Origin of the sequence: Lysobacter enzymogenes (assembly GCF_900106525.1) — a bacterium.
Taxonomy (GTDB): domain Bacteria; phylum Pseudomonadota; class Gammaproteobacteria; order Xanthomonadales; family Xanthomonadaceae; genus Lysobacter; species Lysobacter enzymogenes.
The window spans coordinates 458,431-473,143 of the sequence record NZ_FNOG01000003.1 but is presented as its reverse complement, the minus strand read 5'-3'; the positions used below and the strand labels follow the sequence as shown (position 1 = coordinate 473,143).

Genomic DNA, 14,713 nt, shown 5'->3' with positions numbered 1-14,713 from the left:
GACGCTGCGCCTGGGCGGTTTCGATGCAACGGCGAAGACTCGCCGCCATCGCGCGTTCGCGATTCGCCGCCCCGCCGCGGGCGAGACCGTGGGCGATGCCGGATACCGTCCGGCGACCGCCGCGCCTGCGCGCCGCGCGCTCATGGTGTGCTGTCCAAGGTGATCTGCGCTTCGGCAGTGGCGCCGAGCGCGGGATCGACGTAGATCCAGTACGTCCCGGTCCTGGGCAAGGTCATGTTGGCCGACTCGGCGACCGTCGGTTGCAGCGTCCAGTCCTGGAATACCCGGTCGTTCGGCTCGTAGACCCGATACACGACCCGATAACCAGTCGGTGCGGTGGACTGCCCTGCGACCCGCAAGGCCAGCGTTTCGCCGACCGTACCGGCGAACGTCAGCAACGCGTCCTGACCGCGCCGATTGAGGTTGAGCGTGGTCGGGGTGTCCCGCGCCAGCACCGCGGCATAGGCCGAGCTCAGCGTCGCCTTGAACTGCATCGTCTGCTCGTCGCTGCGCGGCAGCACCAGGATGCTGTAGGTGCCGGCCATCGCGTTGTAGATGCTGACGTCGCAGCCGCCTTCGGAGATGTAACACCAGCGGTCGTCCACCAGCTTGCTGCCGTCGGGACGGAACGCGAACACGCGGACATAGGAACCGGTGTTCGCCACCAGGTCGCTGAGGCCGAAGCCGATGTTCTGGCCCGCGCTCGCATCGTAGCGGTAATGCACGCTCTGCCCGGGCAACGTGGTGGCCGCGTTGAGGCTTGGGCCGTCCAGGACCAGTCCACTGGTCGTGCCGGTGGACAAGGTGATTTGCGTGGCCGCGGTCGCGCCGACCAGCGGGTCCACGTAAACCCAGTAGGTTCCCGTGCGCGGCAGGCGCATGTTGATGAAGCCGCCGGCGGTGGGCTCCAGCGACCAGTCCGGCAGCGATCGGTCGTTCGGTTCGTAGACCCGATAGGCGACCTTGTTGCCCGCCGGCAGGGTGGTTTGCGCTGCGATCTGCAGGGTCAGGACTTCGCCGGCCGTACCCGAGAAGGTCAGGAACCCGTCGCGGCCGCGCCGGTTCAAGTCCAACGTCATCGGCGCGTCGCGATTCAGCGCGGCGGTCCGCGCCGACGACAAGGTCGCCTTGAACTGCATCGCCTGGTCGTCGCCGCTGGGCAGCACCAGGATGCTGTAGCTGCCCGCCATGGCGTTGTACACGCTGATATCGCAGCCGCTTTCGGAGACGCGGCACCAGCGGTCGTCGACGAGTTTGCTGCCGTCCGGACGGAATGCGTAGATACGCACGTAGCTGCCGCTGCTCAGCACCAGGTCGCTGAGGCCGAAGCCGAGGTTTTCTCCGGCCGCGGCTTCGAAGCGGAAGTGCGCGGTCTGCCCGGGCTGGCCGGTTTCGATGGCGGCGCTGGCGCCGTCGCGGACCATCTCGCTGGTGGTGCCGGTCGACAGGGTGACCTGCGCGGTCGCGGTCGAGCCGACCAGCGGGTCCGCGTACACCCAGTAGGTTCCGGTGCGCGGCAGGCGCATGTTGATGAAGCCGCCGGTCGAGGAGTCCAGCGACCAATCGGGCAGGCTGCGATTGTTGGGCTCGTACACGCGATAGGCGACCTTGCCGGCCGGCAGCGCCGCCTGTCCGGCGATCTGCAAGGCCAAGGTCTCGCCGGCCGTGCCCGAGAACGTCATCAGGCCGTCCTGCCCGCGCCGGCCGAGGTTCAAGCTCAGCGGCGTATCGCGTCCCAAGGTGCCGGTCTGCGCCGAGGACAGGGTGGCCTTGAACTGCATCGCCTGGTCGTCGCGCGACGGCAGGATCAGGATGCTGTAGACGCCGGCGGCCGCGTTGAAGAGGTTGACGTCGCAACCGCCCTCCTCGACCCGGCACCAACGGTCGTCGACGAGTTTGTTGCCGTCGGGCTTGAACGCATACACGCGCACATACGACCCGGTGCTCACGCCCAGCTCGCTCATGCCGAAGCCGAGGTTCTGGCCCGCGGATGTGTCGATCCGATAGTGGAGGGTCTGTCCGGGCAACGCAGTCGCCACGCTGTCGCTGGCGCCGTCCGCCACCAGGCTCCTGGCCGTGCCGGTCGACAGGGTGAGCTGCGCCGTCGCCGCCGCACCTGTCTCCGGATCGGCGTAGACCCAATAGGTTCCCGTGGCCGGCAACCGCATGCTGATGAAGCCGCCCGCGCTCGGTTCCACCGACCACTTCGGGATGCTGCGGTCGTTCGGCTCATAGACCCGATAGACCACCTTTTTGCCGGCCGGTGCGGTGGACTGGCCGGCGACCTGCAGCGCCAGCATCTCGCCGCTGGTGCCGGCGAAAGTAAAGAATCCGTCCTGGCCGCGGCGATCCAGGTTCAGCGCGAGCGGCATGTCGCGGGTCAGCGTCGCGGTCGCCGCGGACGACAGCGTGCTGCGGAACTTCATCGTCTGGGTGGCGTTGACGGGCTTGACCTTGACCGTGTACGTGCCCGACACCGGGTTGAAGAAATTGATGCCGCAGCCGCTGTTTTCGATCCGGCACCAGTGATCGTCGAGCAAGGTGGTGCCGTTGGGACGATAGGCGTAGACGCGCACATAGCTGCCGCTGTTCACCGTCAGGTCGCTGATGCCCAGCCCCAGATGTTTGCCTTCCTGCGCGCCGAAGGTCAGCACCACCTCCTGCCCGGCCTGGGTTTCGTGTTTGCCGCTGCTGCCGTCGAGCTCCATCACCCCGATGGTGCCAGCGATGATCTTCAACTCGGCCGATACGGTAGCGCCGTACTCCGGATCGACCATGATCTGGTAGTCGCCGCTGAGCGGAAGCTCGACGTTGAGCGTCTTGTCGCCGCTGGCGTACGTGGCGCCCAGGCTGCTGCCGTCGGGCTTGTAGATGCGGTAGTACGCACCGCTGGCGGCCGGCGTCGTGGTCTGCGCGGCGATGCGCAGCGCGACGGTGTCGCCGACCACGCCGGGGAAGCTGAGCCGCGCGTTCTGGCCGCGGCGGGCGATGGTCTGCACGCTGGCGACATCGCGCACCAGCGCGCCGGTCGCGTCCGAGGACAGCGTCGCCTTGAACGCCATCGTCTGGTCGGCGCCGGGCACGATCTCGACCGCATAGCGGCCAGCGACGAGGTTGGACAGGTTGAGATCGCAGCCGTCGTTGACCGCATAGCAGACCGCATTTGCCTGCAGGCTGCCGTCGGGCCGGTAAGCGTTGACGGTGACGCCGGTGCCGCTGCTCAACGTCAGCTCGCTCAAGCCCAGCCCCAGGTTCTGCCCCGCGCTGGCGTCGATCGCCAGGTAAACGCCCTGGCCCGGCTGGGTCGTGGCGAAGCTGCTGCTGGCGCCGTCCAGCGCCGGCCGGGCCAGCGTGCCCGACGACAGCAGCACCTGCGCCGTTAGGGTTTCGCCGTATTCGGGATCGACGAAGACCTGGTAGCGGCCGGTGGTCGGCAAGGCCAGATTCATGGTCGCGCCAGTGGCGATGGCGGTGGACTTCCACAAGGTTCCGTCGGGCTTGTGCACGCGGTAATACGCGGTGCGCCCGGCCGGTACGGTTTGCTGGCCGGCGATCAATAGCCCGACCACATCGCCGGCGGTGCCGGCGAAACTCAGACGCCCGTTCTGGCCGCGCCTCGCGAGATTGAGCGTGGTGGCGACATCGCGGGTCAGCGTCGCGGTCGCGTCGCTGGACAAGCTGACATCGAACCCGAGCGTCTGCGCGCCGCTCTGCGCCGGCTGGATCACCAGGCTGTAGACGCCGGCGAGCGCGCCGGAAAAGTTCAGCGAGCAGCCGTTCTTGCTCTGCTCGCAAGACTGGTAACCGACCTGGGCGCCGTCGGGGCCGTAGGCGTAGACGCTCGCGGACGACCACGCGCTCGGCGTGGCGTGGTCGCTCAGGCCGAAGCCGAGATCGGCGCTGGAAGAGGCGCTGAATATCACCCGCTTGCTCTGCGCGGCAGTGGTGGTATCCAGTGCCAGCGGCGCGCCGTCGAGCGGCAGCGCCGCCGCGCGCTCGATCGCCAGATTCCAGTTGGCCGGCGCCGACGCTGGTCGCAACAGCAGCAGATAAGTACCGGCCGCAGCTAGTTTCGGCAGGTGGAAACTCGGGCTGGCAGGCGACACCGTGCCGCCTGCCAAGCGCTTGTTGTCGACGCCGTACAAGGTGTAGCTGAGGCTGCCGACGCTGATCGCGGAAAACTGCGCGCTGAGGAATTCGCCGCCCGCACTGTCGAACAACACCGCCGCGGACTTGCCCGCGCCGGCAATCGAAAAGCCTTGCGCCGGCGCGTCCACGCTCAGGCGCTTGCGCAGTTCGATGTCGGCCGCGCTGTAGCCGGGCGGCAACACCAGGACATCCTCGGCGCTGGTGGCGGTGCCGTAGGGCGTCGTCACCGACACCTTGCCGCTGCCGGCGGTCGCCGGCACCGGGAACGCTATGCGCGTATCGGTGCGCTCGCTCGGTTGAGTCGAGCGGCCGCCCAGACGCACGCTGGTCTGCTCCGCGACCGGCAGCAGGTGTTGCCCGTCCACGGTGACGGCGGTGCCGATCTCCGCCACCAGCGGGCTCACGGCGGTGATGACCGGCGGCTGCGCATCGACGTCGACGACGAAATCGCTGACGCTGCTGGCGCTCGCGGCGCCGACGGCGACCGAGATCGGCCCGGTGGTGGCGCCGGCCGGCACCGTCGCGGTGAGTTCGGACGCGCTCGCCGCGCTGACCGTCGCCGCAACGCCGTTGAACTTCACGCTGTTCTGCGCGGCCGTAGGACTGAAGCCCTGCCCGGAAATCCTGACGCTGGCGCCGGGGCTGCCGCGCCCGGGCGCGAAGCCGAAGACCGCCAGCGCGTTGGCCGCGATGCGGTCGATCCTGAGCAGATTGCCCATCGGGTCGTAGACGTAGCGGGCGCTCTCGCCGGCGTCGTTCTTGACCACGACCAGGCGGCCGTTGGGGTCGTAGACGTAACTGGTCGCGGCCGCGACCCAGGCCCATAACAGCAGCGCGGTCGCCAATGCGATGCGGATGCTGCGCCAGCGCGAAGGCTTGGCGACAAGCCCTGTCGGGCGTGCATGCTCGCCTGCGCGCATACCTGCGCCCACGCGCCGGCCGAGCGCCGGGACGTTCTCCCGCCGATGACGTTCCATGTCAATTCCTACGTGTCCGGCATCGCTGCCGTCGTCCTTGTCGGGCACTGCCCTGCCACAGACAGTGCCGCCGCTGCCGGATTAGAGGCACCGCTGCGTGACACTGTCAAGGCAGCGCGCTGCGACCCCGCCGCTGCGCACGCGCTACCAAACGCCTTGAAAACAAGGAAGAATCCCCTGGCAGTGCAGCCGCAGCGGGCGCCGCCGGAACAATTTGAAACATTTGGAGAGCACGCCTTGAAAGGATATCCAGGCCGGTCGCGCTGCCCGTTCGCACGCGCATTCGCCAGATGGATGGCGCTCGCGTGGTTGCTGACGGCGCTCACCGCGTGCGCGCCCACCGCCGACGACAACGCCGGCGCGGATGCACGGATCGCGCTGGGGCAGCGCTTGTTCGAAGATCCGCAACTCAGCGCCGACGGCCGCCTGAGCTGCGCCGGTTGCCACGCCAGCGCGCTGCGATTCACCGACGGCCGCCCGGTGTCCATCGGCGTGGGCGGCGCGCAAGGCACCCGCAACGCGCCGAGCGTGAACGACGTGGGCCTGATGACCAGCTTCTTCTGGGACGGCCGCGAAATCCGGCTGGAAGACGTGGTGCTGCAACCGTTCACCAATCCGGTGGAAATGGGCCTGAACGACCGCGCCGCGCTGATCGCGCGCGTGTCGCAAGACCGCGAGTACCGGCGTTTGCTCGCCTCGGCGTATGGCGACGACCGCGTCGAAGCCGGACGCCTCGTCGCAGCCCTGTCCGCTTACCTGCGCTCGCTGCCGTTGACGCCGACGCGCTACGACCTTCACCGCGCTTCCGAACCCGGCGCCGCGCTGAGCGCCGACGAAGCCGCAGGCCTGGCGCTGTTCGCCGGCAAGGCCGGCTGCGCGGACTGCCATCGTCTGGAGGGCGCGCCCGCGGCGCTGACCGACAACCGCTTCCATCACACCGGCGTGGGCTTCGAACAGGTCGCCGGCAACGTCGCCGCGATGCTGCAACAGCTCGACGAACTGCAGCGCCAACGCAAGCCGATCGGCGAAGCCGTGCTGGCTTCGCCGCAGATCGCGCAGTTGGGACGTTTCGCCGCGACCCGCCGCTCGGCCGACTTGGGCGCGTTCCGCACGCCGAGCCTGCGCGATGTCGCCTCGACCGCGCCGTACATGCACGACGGCAGTATCGTCAGCCTGGCCGAAGCGGTCGAGCGCGAAATCTACTACCGCAGTCTGGCGCGCGGACGGCCGATCTCGCTGACCGTGGAGGAGCAGCGGCAGTTGCTGGCCTTCCTCGACGCGCTGTCGACGACGACGCCGGCCGCGCGGTGAACCGCAGGCCGCAACAGGCGACCCGCGGGACTTACTTCGCCGCCGCCTCGAAGATATCGAAATCGCGTTGCTCGGCGAGCTTGCCGTCGAGCGAAATTTCGATCAGATAGCGGCCGGGGTTCCAGCGCGTCGAAGGCGGATCCAGTTTGAGCTGCGTGACGAGCGGACCGGCGGCGACGATGCGCCGCTCCACCAGGCCGACCTGCCGGCCGCTCTTGAGTTCGATCAGCTTGACCTGGAGCTGCGCACCGGCGGAACTGCCGCGCGTGTCGATCTGCACCCGCACCGGCTGCTGCGCGGTCTGCGGCGCCGGCGGTGCATCCTTGGCGCCGGGGCCGACGTGGATCGCGGCGATCTGCAAAGGCGCCGCGGCCGCCTGCTTCGGCGCAGTGGCGCTATCCGCGCCCTGCTGGCAGGCGCTCGCCAACGCGCAGCCCATGGCCAAGGCCAATACTCGAATCGCTGTCTTCATCGCCTTCGTCCGTCCTGTGGAATGCGGGGTCCGATCCGTGATCGCGACAAGAACGTAGCCGCAGCGCGGCGATTGTGCAATCCGAAACGTTGCGGAACGCAGGTCTATCGGCCGCTCGCGGCGGTATCGCGCAACGGACCGATTGGCCGAAAACCAGCCGAAAATCGCACGAATACGCAGCGCTTTCCGATTTCGAAGACACCGGGTGCGCGTAATGTGAAGGCCGAAAATCGCGCCTTTGCTACAATCGCCCGGTTCCCCGCCTCGCACCGGACCTGCGCGTCCGCTTGCGCCGCCACTGCCGCGGCCATGGCTCGCGTCGCGGAACGCCTCCGTCGGTCCCTCATCGCCGCCTCAGTCGGCTACGCCCGCGTTCGCGGGCTCCGGATCGTATCCGTCCGCTCTTGCGCGCTCCGCGCGGCGGCGCCCTGCGCGCGATGCCTTCGTTACGGCAAGCCTCGCGCGCCCGCATGGAGAGAGCCTTTGGTTTTCCGATTGTCCATCGTCCTGCTCGCCGCCCTGGTCGCCGCCGGCGCGCTGATCCCGCAGGAATTCAACGCCGCCGCCCAGCACGCGCTGACCCTCACCGTGGCCAAGGCCGGCTGGCTGTATTTGATCGTGGTGTTCGCCGCGCTGTTGTTCCTGGTCTATCTCTCGCTCGGGCGCTTCGCCGACCTGCGCATCGGCGGCGACGACGCCGAGCCGGAGTTCTCGCGCACCAGTTGGCTGTCGATGCTGTTCGCCGCCGGCATGGGCATCGGCCTGGTGTTCTGGGGCGCGGCCGAGCCGATCTCGCACTATCAGCATCCGCCCGAAGGCCTGGCGCCGCAGAGCATGCAGGCCGCGCGCGCGTCGATGCGCTATGTGTTCTTCCATTGGGGCCTGCACCCGTGGGCGATCTATGCCCTGGTCGGCCTGGCGATGGCGTGGTTCCAGTTCAACCGCAACGGCCGCGGCCAGATCAGCGACCTGCTGCAGCCGCTGATCGGCAGCTGGCACCGGCGCTGGCCCGGCCAGCTGATCGACGTGGCCGCGGTGGTCGCCACCGCGATCGGCGTGGCGACCACGCTCGGCTTCGGCACCATCCAGATCAGCGCCGGTCTGTCGCGCGTGTTCGGCCTGCAAGTCACCCCAACGTTGCAACTGTGCGTGGTCGCGGTGGCGTTCGTGCTGTACATGGCCTCGACCCTCACCGGCCTGCACCGCGGCATCAAATGGCTGAGCAATCTCAATCTGGCCTTGGCGGCGCTGTTGCTCGCGTTCGTGCTGGTCGCCGGCCCCACCGCGTTCGTGTTCGAGACCCTCACCACCACGCTGGGCGGCTACATCAACCAGTTGCCGAACATGAGCCTGCGCATGGCGCCGTTCTCGCGCGACCCGTGGGTCGGCGAATGGACGATCTTCTACTGGGCGTGGTGGATCGCCTGGGCGCCGTTCGTGGGCAGCTTCATCGCCCGCATCTCGCGCGGCCGGCGCATCCGCGAATTCGTGTTCGGCGTGGTGCTGGTGCCGTCGCTGATGAGCTTCGTCTGGTTCGCCGCGTTCGGCGGCACCGCGCTGTGGGCGCAGATGTTCGCCGACACCGACCTCACCGGCGCGCTGGCGCAAGGTTACGAACAGGTGCTGTTCTCGCTGCTCGACAGCTTGCCGTGGGCGCGCATGCTGGCGATCGTCGCGATCGCGCTGCTGATGATCTTCTTCGTCACCTCGGCCGACTCGGCCACCCTGGTGCTGGCCAGCATGTCCAGCCCCGACCGCGACGACCCGCCGCTGTGGCGGCGCGCGGTATGGGGCGCGATCCAGGCGCTGATCGCGGTGACCTTGCTGCTGGCCGGCGGCCTGGACGCGCTGCAGAGCGCGATCACCGTCGCCGCGCTGCCGTTCGCAGTGCTGCTGGCGCTGGTGATGTGGTCGCTGTATCGCGCGCTCGATCAGGAATACGTGCACCAGCAGCGGCAGAACGCGCGCTTCCGCCATGCGATGCAGCGGTGGCTGGCGCGGGAGGAAGGGGCGGCGCCGTGAGCGCCTAACCCCGCCCCAACCTCCGCAGCGCGATCCCCAGGCCGATGCGATAGCTCGCCGCCAGATCGCCGTTGATGACGATGGTCGCCAGCGGCGCGGCGTGCGCGCGCAGGCGGTCGTCGAGGGTGGTGGCGCTGTGTTCGTGCACTTCGATGTAGGCGCTGGGCAGTTCGTCCAGCGCCTGTCGCAGCGGTTCGGGTTCGGCCAGCGCTTGCGGCGCCAGTTCGCCCGGATCCAGCAGCACGAACTCGCTGCGGCGGCGGCGCGCGGCGCGCAAGCTGCCGACCAGTTCGCGCACGCTGGCGCAGGGACGCAGTTCGAGGTTGCGGCCGACCGCTTGGGCGAGGCGTCGCAGTTCCAGCAGGAACGGCGACGGCAGCGGCGTGGAGGCGGGATGGCGGCCTTGCAGGATCAGGATGCTCACAAGCGAACCCATGGACGACGATGGGCGCAGCGTGCGCCGCGGTCGCGTAAACCCGCTATTGCGGGCAGGGCCGGCGTACGTAAATTTTTCGCAATCGCAGTTTGCGCGATCGATTCGGTGCGGCCGTCTGCGTGCGGTTCAGTTCACTGTTTTGCCGGCGATTGGTCGCAAGCGCATTCGCCTGCGCTGGAGTCGCCGCGGCCGCGCGAAAGGCTATCGCGCTCCTGCGCGGCCTTGAGATCGCTCAGCGCCCGCAATTCGGACGCCGACAACCGATAGGGCCGGCAATCGAAGGATTCGACCGGCTGGCCGCGGCGATACCATTCCTCGCGATCCAGCGGCGCCTGGCTGCCCTCGAAAACGATGTCGGCATCGGCTCCTTCGCCGCCGGGCAGGCCGTCCTTGCCGAGCGAAAACAAAGCGAAGCGCTGCTGCTGCGCGTTCGATTCGTAGTACATCGAACGCCCCCAGCCGTCGCGCAGTTCGTTGTCCTTCGCGTAAGGCCCCAGCGGCGAGCTCTCGGTCAGCGCTTGCAGCGTCTGCGGAAGATGGCCGGTATCGCAACGATAGGCGTAGATCTTGTCGCCCAGCGTCCGCACCTGTGCTTGCACGTAGCCGTGAATCGTGCACCTGGAACCGCCGATGATGCGCGATGCCACGAACATCGCCAGCCCCGCCGCGGCGATCAGAACCGCGGCCGCCGCGACTTTCCAGATCCGTTCGCTCATCGCCGCTTCCTGCAATGCGAATTCGCCCGGTCGTCGGGCGCCGACCGCGTCGCCTCAGACCAGCAAATCCTCGTAGAACGCCCCGAACGGCCGCTGCGGATGGGCGATCTGGATCTCCAGAATCCACAGCCCCGCTGCCGGCGTGCCCTCGAACTCGCCCAGGTCGCCGGCGCGATACACCGCATGCGGGAAGTCGCTGACCCGGTGGCCCTGGATGTCGAGGTTGAGCCGCCAGCCCATCGCCTCGGCGCGTTCCTGGGCGTAGCGATACAGATCGGGTCCGCTGGCGCCGTCGCTGAGCCAGCGCGCGCGCACCTCGTCGAACAAGCTGCGCGCGGCGGCGGCGCAGGCGTGCATCTCGGCGTCGTCGCCAACCACGAAGGTGTCGCCCGAATCGCCTTCGTGGCCGTCCCAGACCACGCCCATGTCGATGAAGTAGATGTCGTTGGCGCCCAGTTCCGGATCGCCGTCGGGACGTTCGCGGAAGGTCTTGAGGGTGTTGGCGCCGAAGCGGATCAACAGCGGGTGCCAGATCCGGCCCATGCCGAGTTCGACCAGGGTGCGTTGGCCGAGCTCGCGCGCCTGCGACTCGCGCATGCCCGGCACGATCTGCGCGCGGATGCGCTCGACCGCCTGCCAGGTCAGCTCGCGCGCGCGTAGCATCGCCTCGGCGTCGAAGGCGGCGCCGACGCGCTCTTTCGGGTCGGGCTGTTTCGGGTCGGCCGCGTCGTTCTGGATTGCGCTCACCTCAAACCTCCAACGTCAGGCCGGGGCGCGCCAGCGCCACGCGGGTTCCGAAACGCTCGCCGATCTCCCCGGCCAGCGCTTCGCGCGCCTTGTCTTCGCCGTGCACCAGCGCCAGCGGCGGATGGCCGGCGATCTGGCCGTACCACTCGATCAGCCCGTGCTGGTCGGTATGCGCCGACAGCCCGCCGATGGTGTGGCGTTGGGCGCGGGCGCGGATGTCGCGGCCGTGGATGCGCACCCACTGCGCGCCCTCGACCAGGCGCCGGCCGATCGTGCCCTCGGCCTGGTAGCCGACGAACACCACATGGGTCTGCGGCTTGTCCAGGTTCTGGCGGAAGTGGTGCAGGATGCGGCCGGCGTTGGCCATGCCGGAACCGGCGATGACGATCGCGCCGCGCTCGACGGCGTTGATCGCCATCGAATCCTGCGCCGATTCGGTCAGGCGCAGGTTGGGCAGGTTGAATGGGTTGGGCTTTTCCTTCCACACCGCCACCGCGTCTTCGTCGAACAGTTCGGTGTGGCGGTCGTAGACGGCGACCACTTTCGCCGCCATCGGGCTGTCGAGGAAGATCTTCCAGCGCGAGAGCTTCCACTCGTCCCAATACTTGGCGAACCAATACAGCAGCTCTTGGCTGCGGCCGACCGCGAACGCGGGAATCAGCACGTTGCCGCCGTCGTTCCAGGCCGCTTCGAGGATGCGGCCGAGTTCCAGAATGGTTTCGGCGCGGTCCTTGTGCAGGCGGTCGCCGTAGGTCGATTCCATCAGCACCAGATCGGCGGCGGCGATGGGTTCGGGATCGCGCAGGATCGGCGTGCCCTTCGGGCCGAGGTCGCCGGAGAACACCAGGGTGCGGCCTTGCGCGCGCACTTCCACCACCGACGATCCCAGGATGTGGCCGGCTTCGCGGAAGGTCACCTGCACGCCCGGCAGGATCTCGCGCGGGGTGCCGTAGCGCAGCGGGCGCACGCGTTGCATCGTCGCTTCGACGTCGTCGCGGGTGTACAGCGGCTGCAGCTCCGGTTCGCCGGGGCGGCGCTTGCGGTTGCCGCGCTCGGCTTCGCTTTCGGCGATGGAGGCCGAATCCAGCAGCATGATCCGCATCAGGTCGGCGGTGGCTTCCTGGGCGTGGATCTCGCCGCGGAAACCGCGCTTGAGCAGCAGCGGCACGCGGCCGATGTGGTCGATGTGGGCGTGGCTGATCACCAGCGCGTCGAGCGCGGCGGCGTCGAAGCCGAACGGGTCGAGGTTGCGGCGTTCGGCCTCGGGGCTGCCCTGGATCATTCCGCAATCCAGCAGCAGGCGATGGCCGGCGGCTTCGACTTCGTGCAGCGAGCCGGTGACCTCGCCGGCCGCGCCGTGGAAATGCACTCGCATCGGATACGACTCCTGTGCGCGGCGAGGGGCCGCAGCGTGGGCTGAAATTAACACGGCGGTTTCTCAGGCTCTTGCCGGGTTCGGGCGCTCGCGGGCAAGGCTTCAGCTTTTGTGGGAGGGCCTTGGGCTTTTGTGGGAGGGGCTTCAGCCCCGATGCTTTTGTCTCAGGTCGCGGCCATCCGAAAAAACAGCATCGGGGCTGAAGCCCCTCCCACAAAAGCCGGGGCCCGGCCCGCGCAAAACCACCACAAGGGCAAAGTCTGCCGCCACCCCACGTGACTGAAGACACCCTCCCGCAGCCGCGCCGGGGTCCATCATCGCCGGATTGCGCGCGTCCGCCGCGCCCCGCCCCAAGCCGCCAGGGAGTTCCACCATGACCGTCCGCCCCCGTCACTTGCTGCTGCCCCTGGCCGTCGCCGCCGCCGTGGCCGCCTGCGCCAAGCCCGAGCCCGCCGCCCCGGCCGCGCCGCAGGCCGCGTCGGCGCCGGCCCCACCCGCCGCGCTGGCGCTGGACGAATCCAAGCTGCCGCAGCCGGTGCGCTTCGCCGCCAGCGACCTCGACCCGGCCAAGAGCGCCTGCGACAACCTCGGCCAGTACGCCAACGACAAATGGTTCGCGACCAACCCGATCCCCGGCGACCGCTCGTCGTGGGGCGTGTCGGACGTGCTGGCCGAGCGCTCGCTGGCGATCCAGCGCCAGCTCGCCGATCAGGCCGCCGCCGACGCCAAGGCCGGCGGCGTGGAAAAGCTCGTCGGCGACCTGTGGGCCACCGGCATGGACGAGGCCAAGATCAACGCCCAGGGCATCGCGCCGATGAAGGACGAACTGGCCGCGATCGACGCGGTGGCGTCGCCCGAGCAGTTGACCGCCTACCTGCGCGAGAGCGCCGCGCACGGCCGCAACCCGCTGTTCGATTTCGCGCCCGAAGCCGACTTCAAGAATTCCTCGGTGAACCTGGCCTACGCCACTCAGGGCGGCCTGGGCCTGCCCGACCGCGGCTATTACTTCGACGCCGACAAGCGCGACAAGCTCGAGGCCTACCGCAAGCATGTGGCCAAGGTGCTGGAGCTGGCCGGCGCCAGCGCCGCGGACGCGGAAAAGCAGGCCAAGGCGGTGATCGAATTCGAAACCCGGCTGGCCCAGGCTTCGCTGTCGAGCGAGCAGCTCTCGCGCGACATCGCCCTGTACTACAACCCGATCAGCCCGGCCCAGGCCGACGAGCTGACCCCGAATTTCTCCTGGACCCAGTTCTTCCAGTCGCAAGGCGTGGCCACGCCGAAGCTGTTCTCTCTGGCCATGCCCGGCTTCCACAAGGAAGTCAGCAAGATGATCGCCGACACGCCGATCGAGGCCTGGCGCGCGTTCCTGCGCTACCACGCGGTCGACGCCGCTTCGCCGTATCTGTCCGAAGCCTTCGTGCAGGAGAGCTTCGAATTCCACGCCAAGGCCATGCGCGGGCAGAAGGAACCCAAGGCGCGCTGGAAGCGCGTGCTCGGCGGCATCGACGACCAGGCCGGCGAAGCGATGGGCCAGCTCTACGTCAAGGTCGCCTTCCCCGCCGAAGCCAAGGCGCAGACCCAGGCGCTGGTGCAGCAGTTGCGCACCGCGTTGAAGGCGCGCATCGAGAACCTGTCGTGGATGAGCGCTGAGACGAAGAAGAAAGCGTTGGAGAAGTGGGCCAGCTTCACTCCGAAGATCGGCTACCCGGACAAGTGGCGCGACTGGAGCGGCCTGAAGACCGGCCGCGACAGCTACTACGCCAACGTCAAGGCCGCCAACGAGTTCAACTACAAGTGGAGCCTGGGCAAGATCGGCCAGCCGGTCGACAAGACCGAATGGGGCATGAGCCCGCAGACGGTCAACGCCTACTACAACCCCTTGCAGAACGAGATCGTGTTCCCGGCGGCGATCCTGCAGCCGCCGTTCTTCGACCCGAAGGCCGACGAAGCGGCCAACTACGGCGGCATCGGCGCGGTGATCGGCCACGAGATGATCCACGGCTACGACGACCAGGGCTCGCGCTTCGACCCGACCGGCAACATGGCCAACTGGTGGACGCCGGCCGACGCCAAGGGCTTCGCCGCGCGCAGCCAGAAACTGATCGAGCAGTTCGACGGCTACGAAGCCGCGCCCGGGCTCAAGGTCAACGGCAAGCTGACCTTGGGCGAGAACATCGCCGATCTCGGCGGCCTGGCCACGGCTTACGACGCGATGCGCCTGGCCGTGGGCGACAAGCCCGATCCCAAGACCGATGGCCTCAGCCGCGACCAGCGCTTCTTCCTCAACTTCGCGGTGAGCTGGCGCGACCGCTACACCTCGGACCTGCTGAAGGTGCTGGTCGCCTCCAACCCGCACGCGCCCAGCGACCTGCGCGCGATCGGCGCGCCGTCGAACCTGCCGGCCTTCGCCGCGGCGTTCTCGTGCAAGCCGGGCCAGCCGATGGTGCGCGCGGGCGACAAGCAAGTGGTGATCTGGTAACCCAGCGCGCCCGCGCCGCGCCGCAGCGG

Annotated in this window: 10 protein-coding genes; 4 read left to right on the top strand and 6 right to left on the bottom strand. The window is 68.6% G+C overall.

The window, feature by feature from the left end; all coding sequences use genetic code 11:
- Positions 1 to 140 precede the first annotated feature (140 nt).
- The gene (locus tag BLU84_RS09910) at positions 141 to 4,994 is read right to left on the bottom strand and encodes an IPT/TIG domain-containing protein (protein WP_170849133.1); all 4,854 of its coding nucleotides are present in this window, start codon (positions 4,992 to 4,994) and stop codon (positions 141 to 143) included.
- A 57-nt stretch (positions 4,995 to 5,051) separates the two neighbouring features.
- On the opposite strand from BLU84_RS09910, the gene BLU84_RS09895 reads away from it, so the two are divergent.
- On the top strand, positions 5,052 to 6,437 hold the full coding sequence (locus tag BLU84_RS09895; RefSeq protein ID WP_083382467.1) for a cytochrome-c peroxidase: 1,386 nt from the start codon (positions 5,052 to 5,054) through the stop codon (positions 6,435 to 6,437).
- A 31-nt stretch (positions 6,438 to 6,468) separates the two neighbouring features.
- Here the strand turns inward: BLU84_RS09895 and BLU84_RS26340 are convergent, their stop codons facing one another.
- Positions 6,469 to 7,179 carry a hypothetical protein gene (locus BLU84_RS26340; RefSeq protein ID WP_139174884.1) on the bottom strand — a complete coding sequence of 237 codons (711 nt, stop codon included), beginning with the start codon at positions 7,177 to 7,179 and terminating at the stop codon, positions 6,469 to 6,471.
- 213 nt (positions 7,180 to 7,392) lie between these two features.
- Between BLU84_RS26340 and BLU84_RS09885 the strand changes: the two genes are divergently transcribed.
- Positions 7,393 to 8,931: a BCCT family transporter gene (locus tag BLU84_RS09885; RefSeq protein ID WP_074865890.1), complete on the top strand. Its 1,539-nt coding sequence runs from the start codon at positions 7,393 to 7,395 to the stop codon at positions 8,929 to 8,931.
- 4 nt (positions 8,932 to 8,935) lie between these two features.
- Here the strand turns inward: BLU84_RS09885 and BLU84_RS09880 are convergent, their stop codons facing one another.
- The 4 genes from BLU84_RS09880 to BLU84_RS09865 form a co-directional block, all read right to left on the bottom strand.
- Positions 8,936 to 9,355 (bottom strand): hypothetical protein, encoded by a 420-nt coding sequence (locus BLU84_RS09880; protein ID WP_074865886.1) that lies wholly within the window; start codon positions 9,353 to 9,355, stop codon positions 8,936 to 8,938.
- Between the two features lie 143 nt (positions 9,356 to 9,498).
- On the bottom strand, positions 9,499 to 10,083 hold the full coding sequence (locus BLU84_RS09875; RefSeq protein ID WP_139174882.1) for a type II secretion system protein GspG: 585 nt from the start codon (positions 10,081 to 10,083) through the stop codon (positions 9,499 to 9,501).
- Between the two features lie 54 nt (positions 10,084 to 10,137).
- Positions 10,138 to 10,830, bottom strand: a complete 693-nt coding sequence (locus tag BLU84_RS09870) for a M24 family metallopeptidase (RefSeq protein WP_233431111.1) — start codon at positions 10,828 to 10,830, stop codon at positions 10,138 to 10,140.
- A 1-nt stretch (position 10,831) separates the two neighbouring features.
- Entirely contained in the window at positions 10,832 to 12,205 is a 1,374-nt protein-coding gene (locus tag BLU84_RS09865; protein ID WP_074865880.1) for an MBL fold metallo-hydrolase, read from the bottom strand.
- A 111-nt stretch (positions 12,206 to 12,316) separates the two neighbouring features.
- Here BLU84_RS09865 and BLU84_RS28440 point away from each other — a divergent pair, with 111 nt between their 5' ends.
- Both BLU84_RS28440 and BLU84_RS09860 read left to right on the top strand, forming a co-directional pair.
- Complete coding sequence (locus BLU84_RS28440; RefSeq protein ID WP_425479345.1) at positions 12,317 to 12,484, top strand: DUF6053 domain-containing protein; 168 nt, start codon at positions 12,317 to 12,319, stop codon at positions 12,482 to 12,484.
- 115 nt (positions 12,485 to 12,599) lie between these two features.
- Positions 12,600 to 14,684: a M13 family metallopeptidase gene (locus tag BLU84_RS09860; RefSeq protein WP_074865876.1), complete on the top strand. Its 2,085-nt coding sequence runs from the start codon at positions 12,600 to 12,602 to the stop codon at positions 14,682 to 14,684.
- Positions 14,685 to 14,713: the final 29 nt, after the last annotated feature.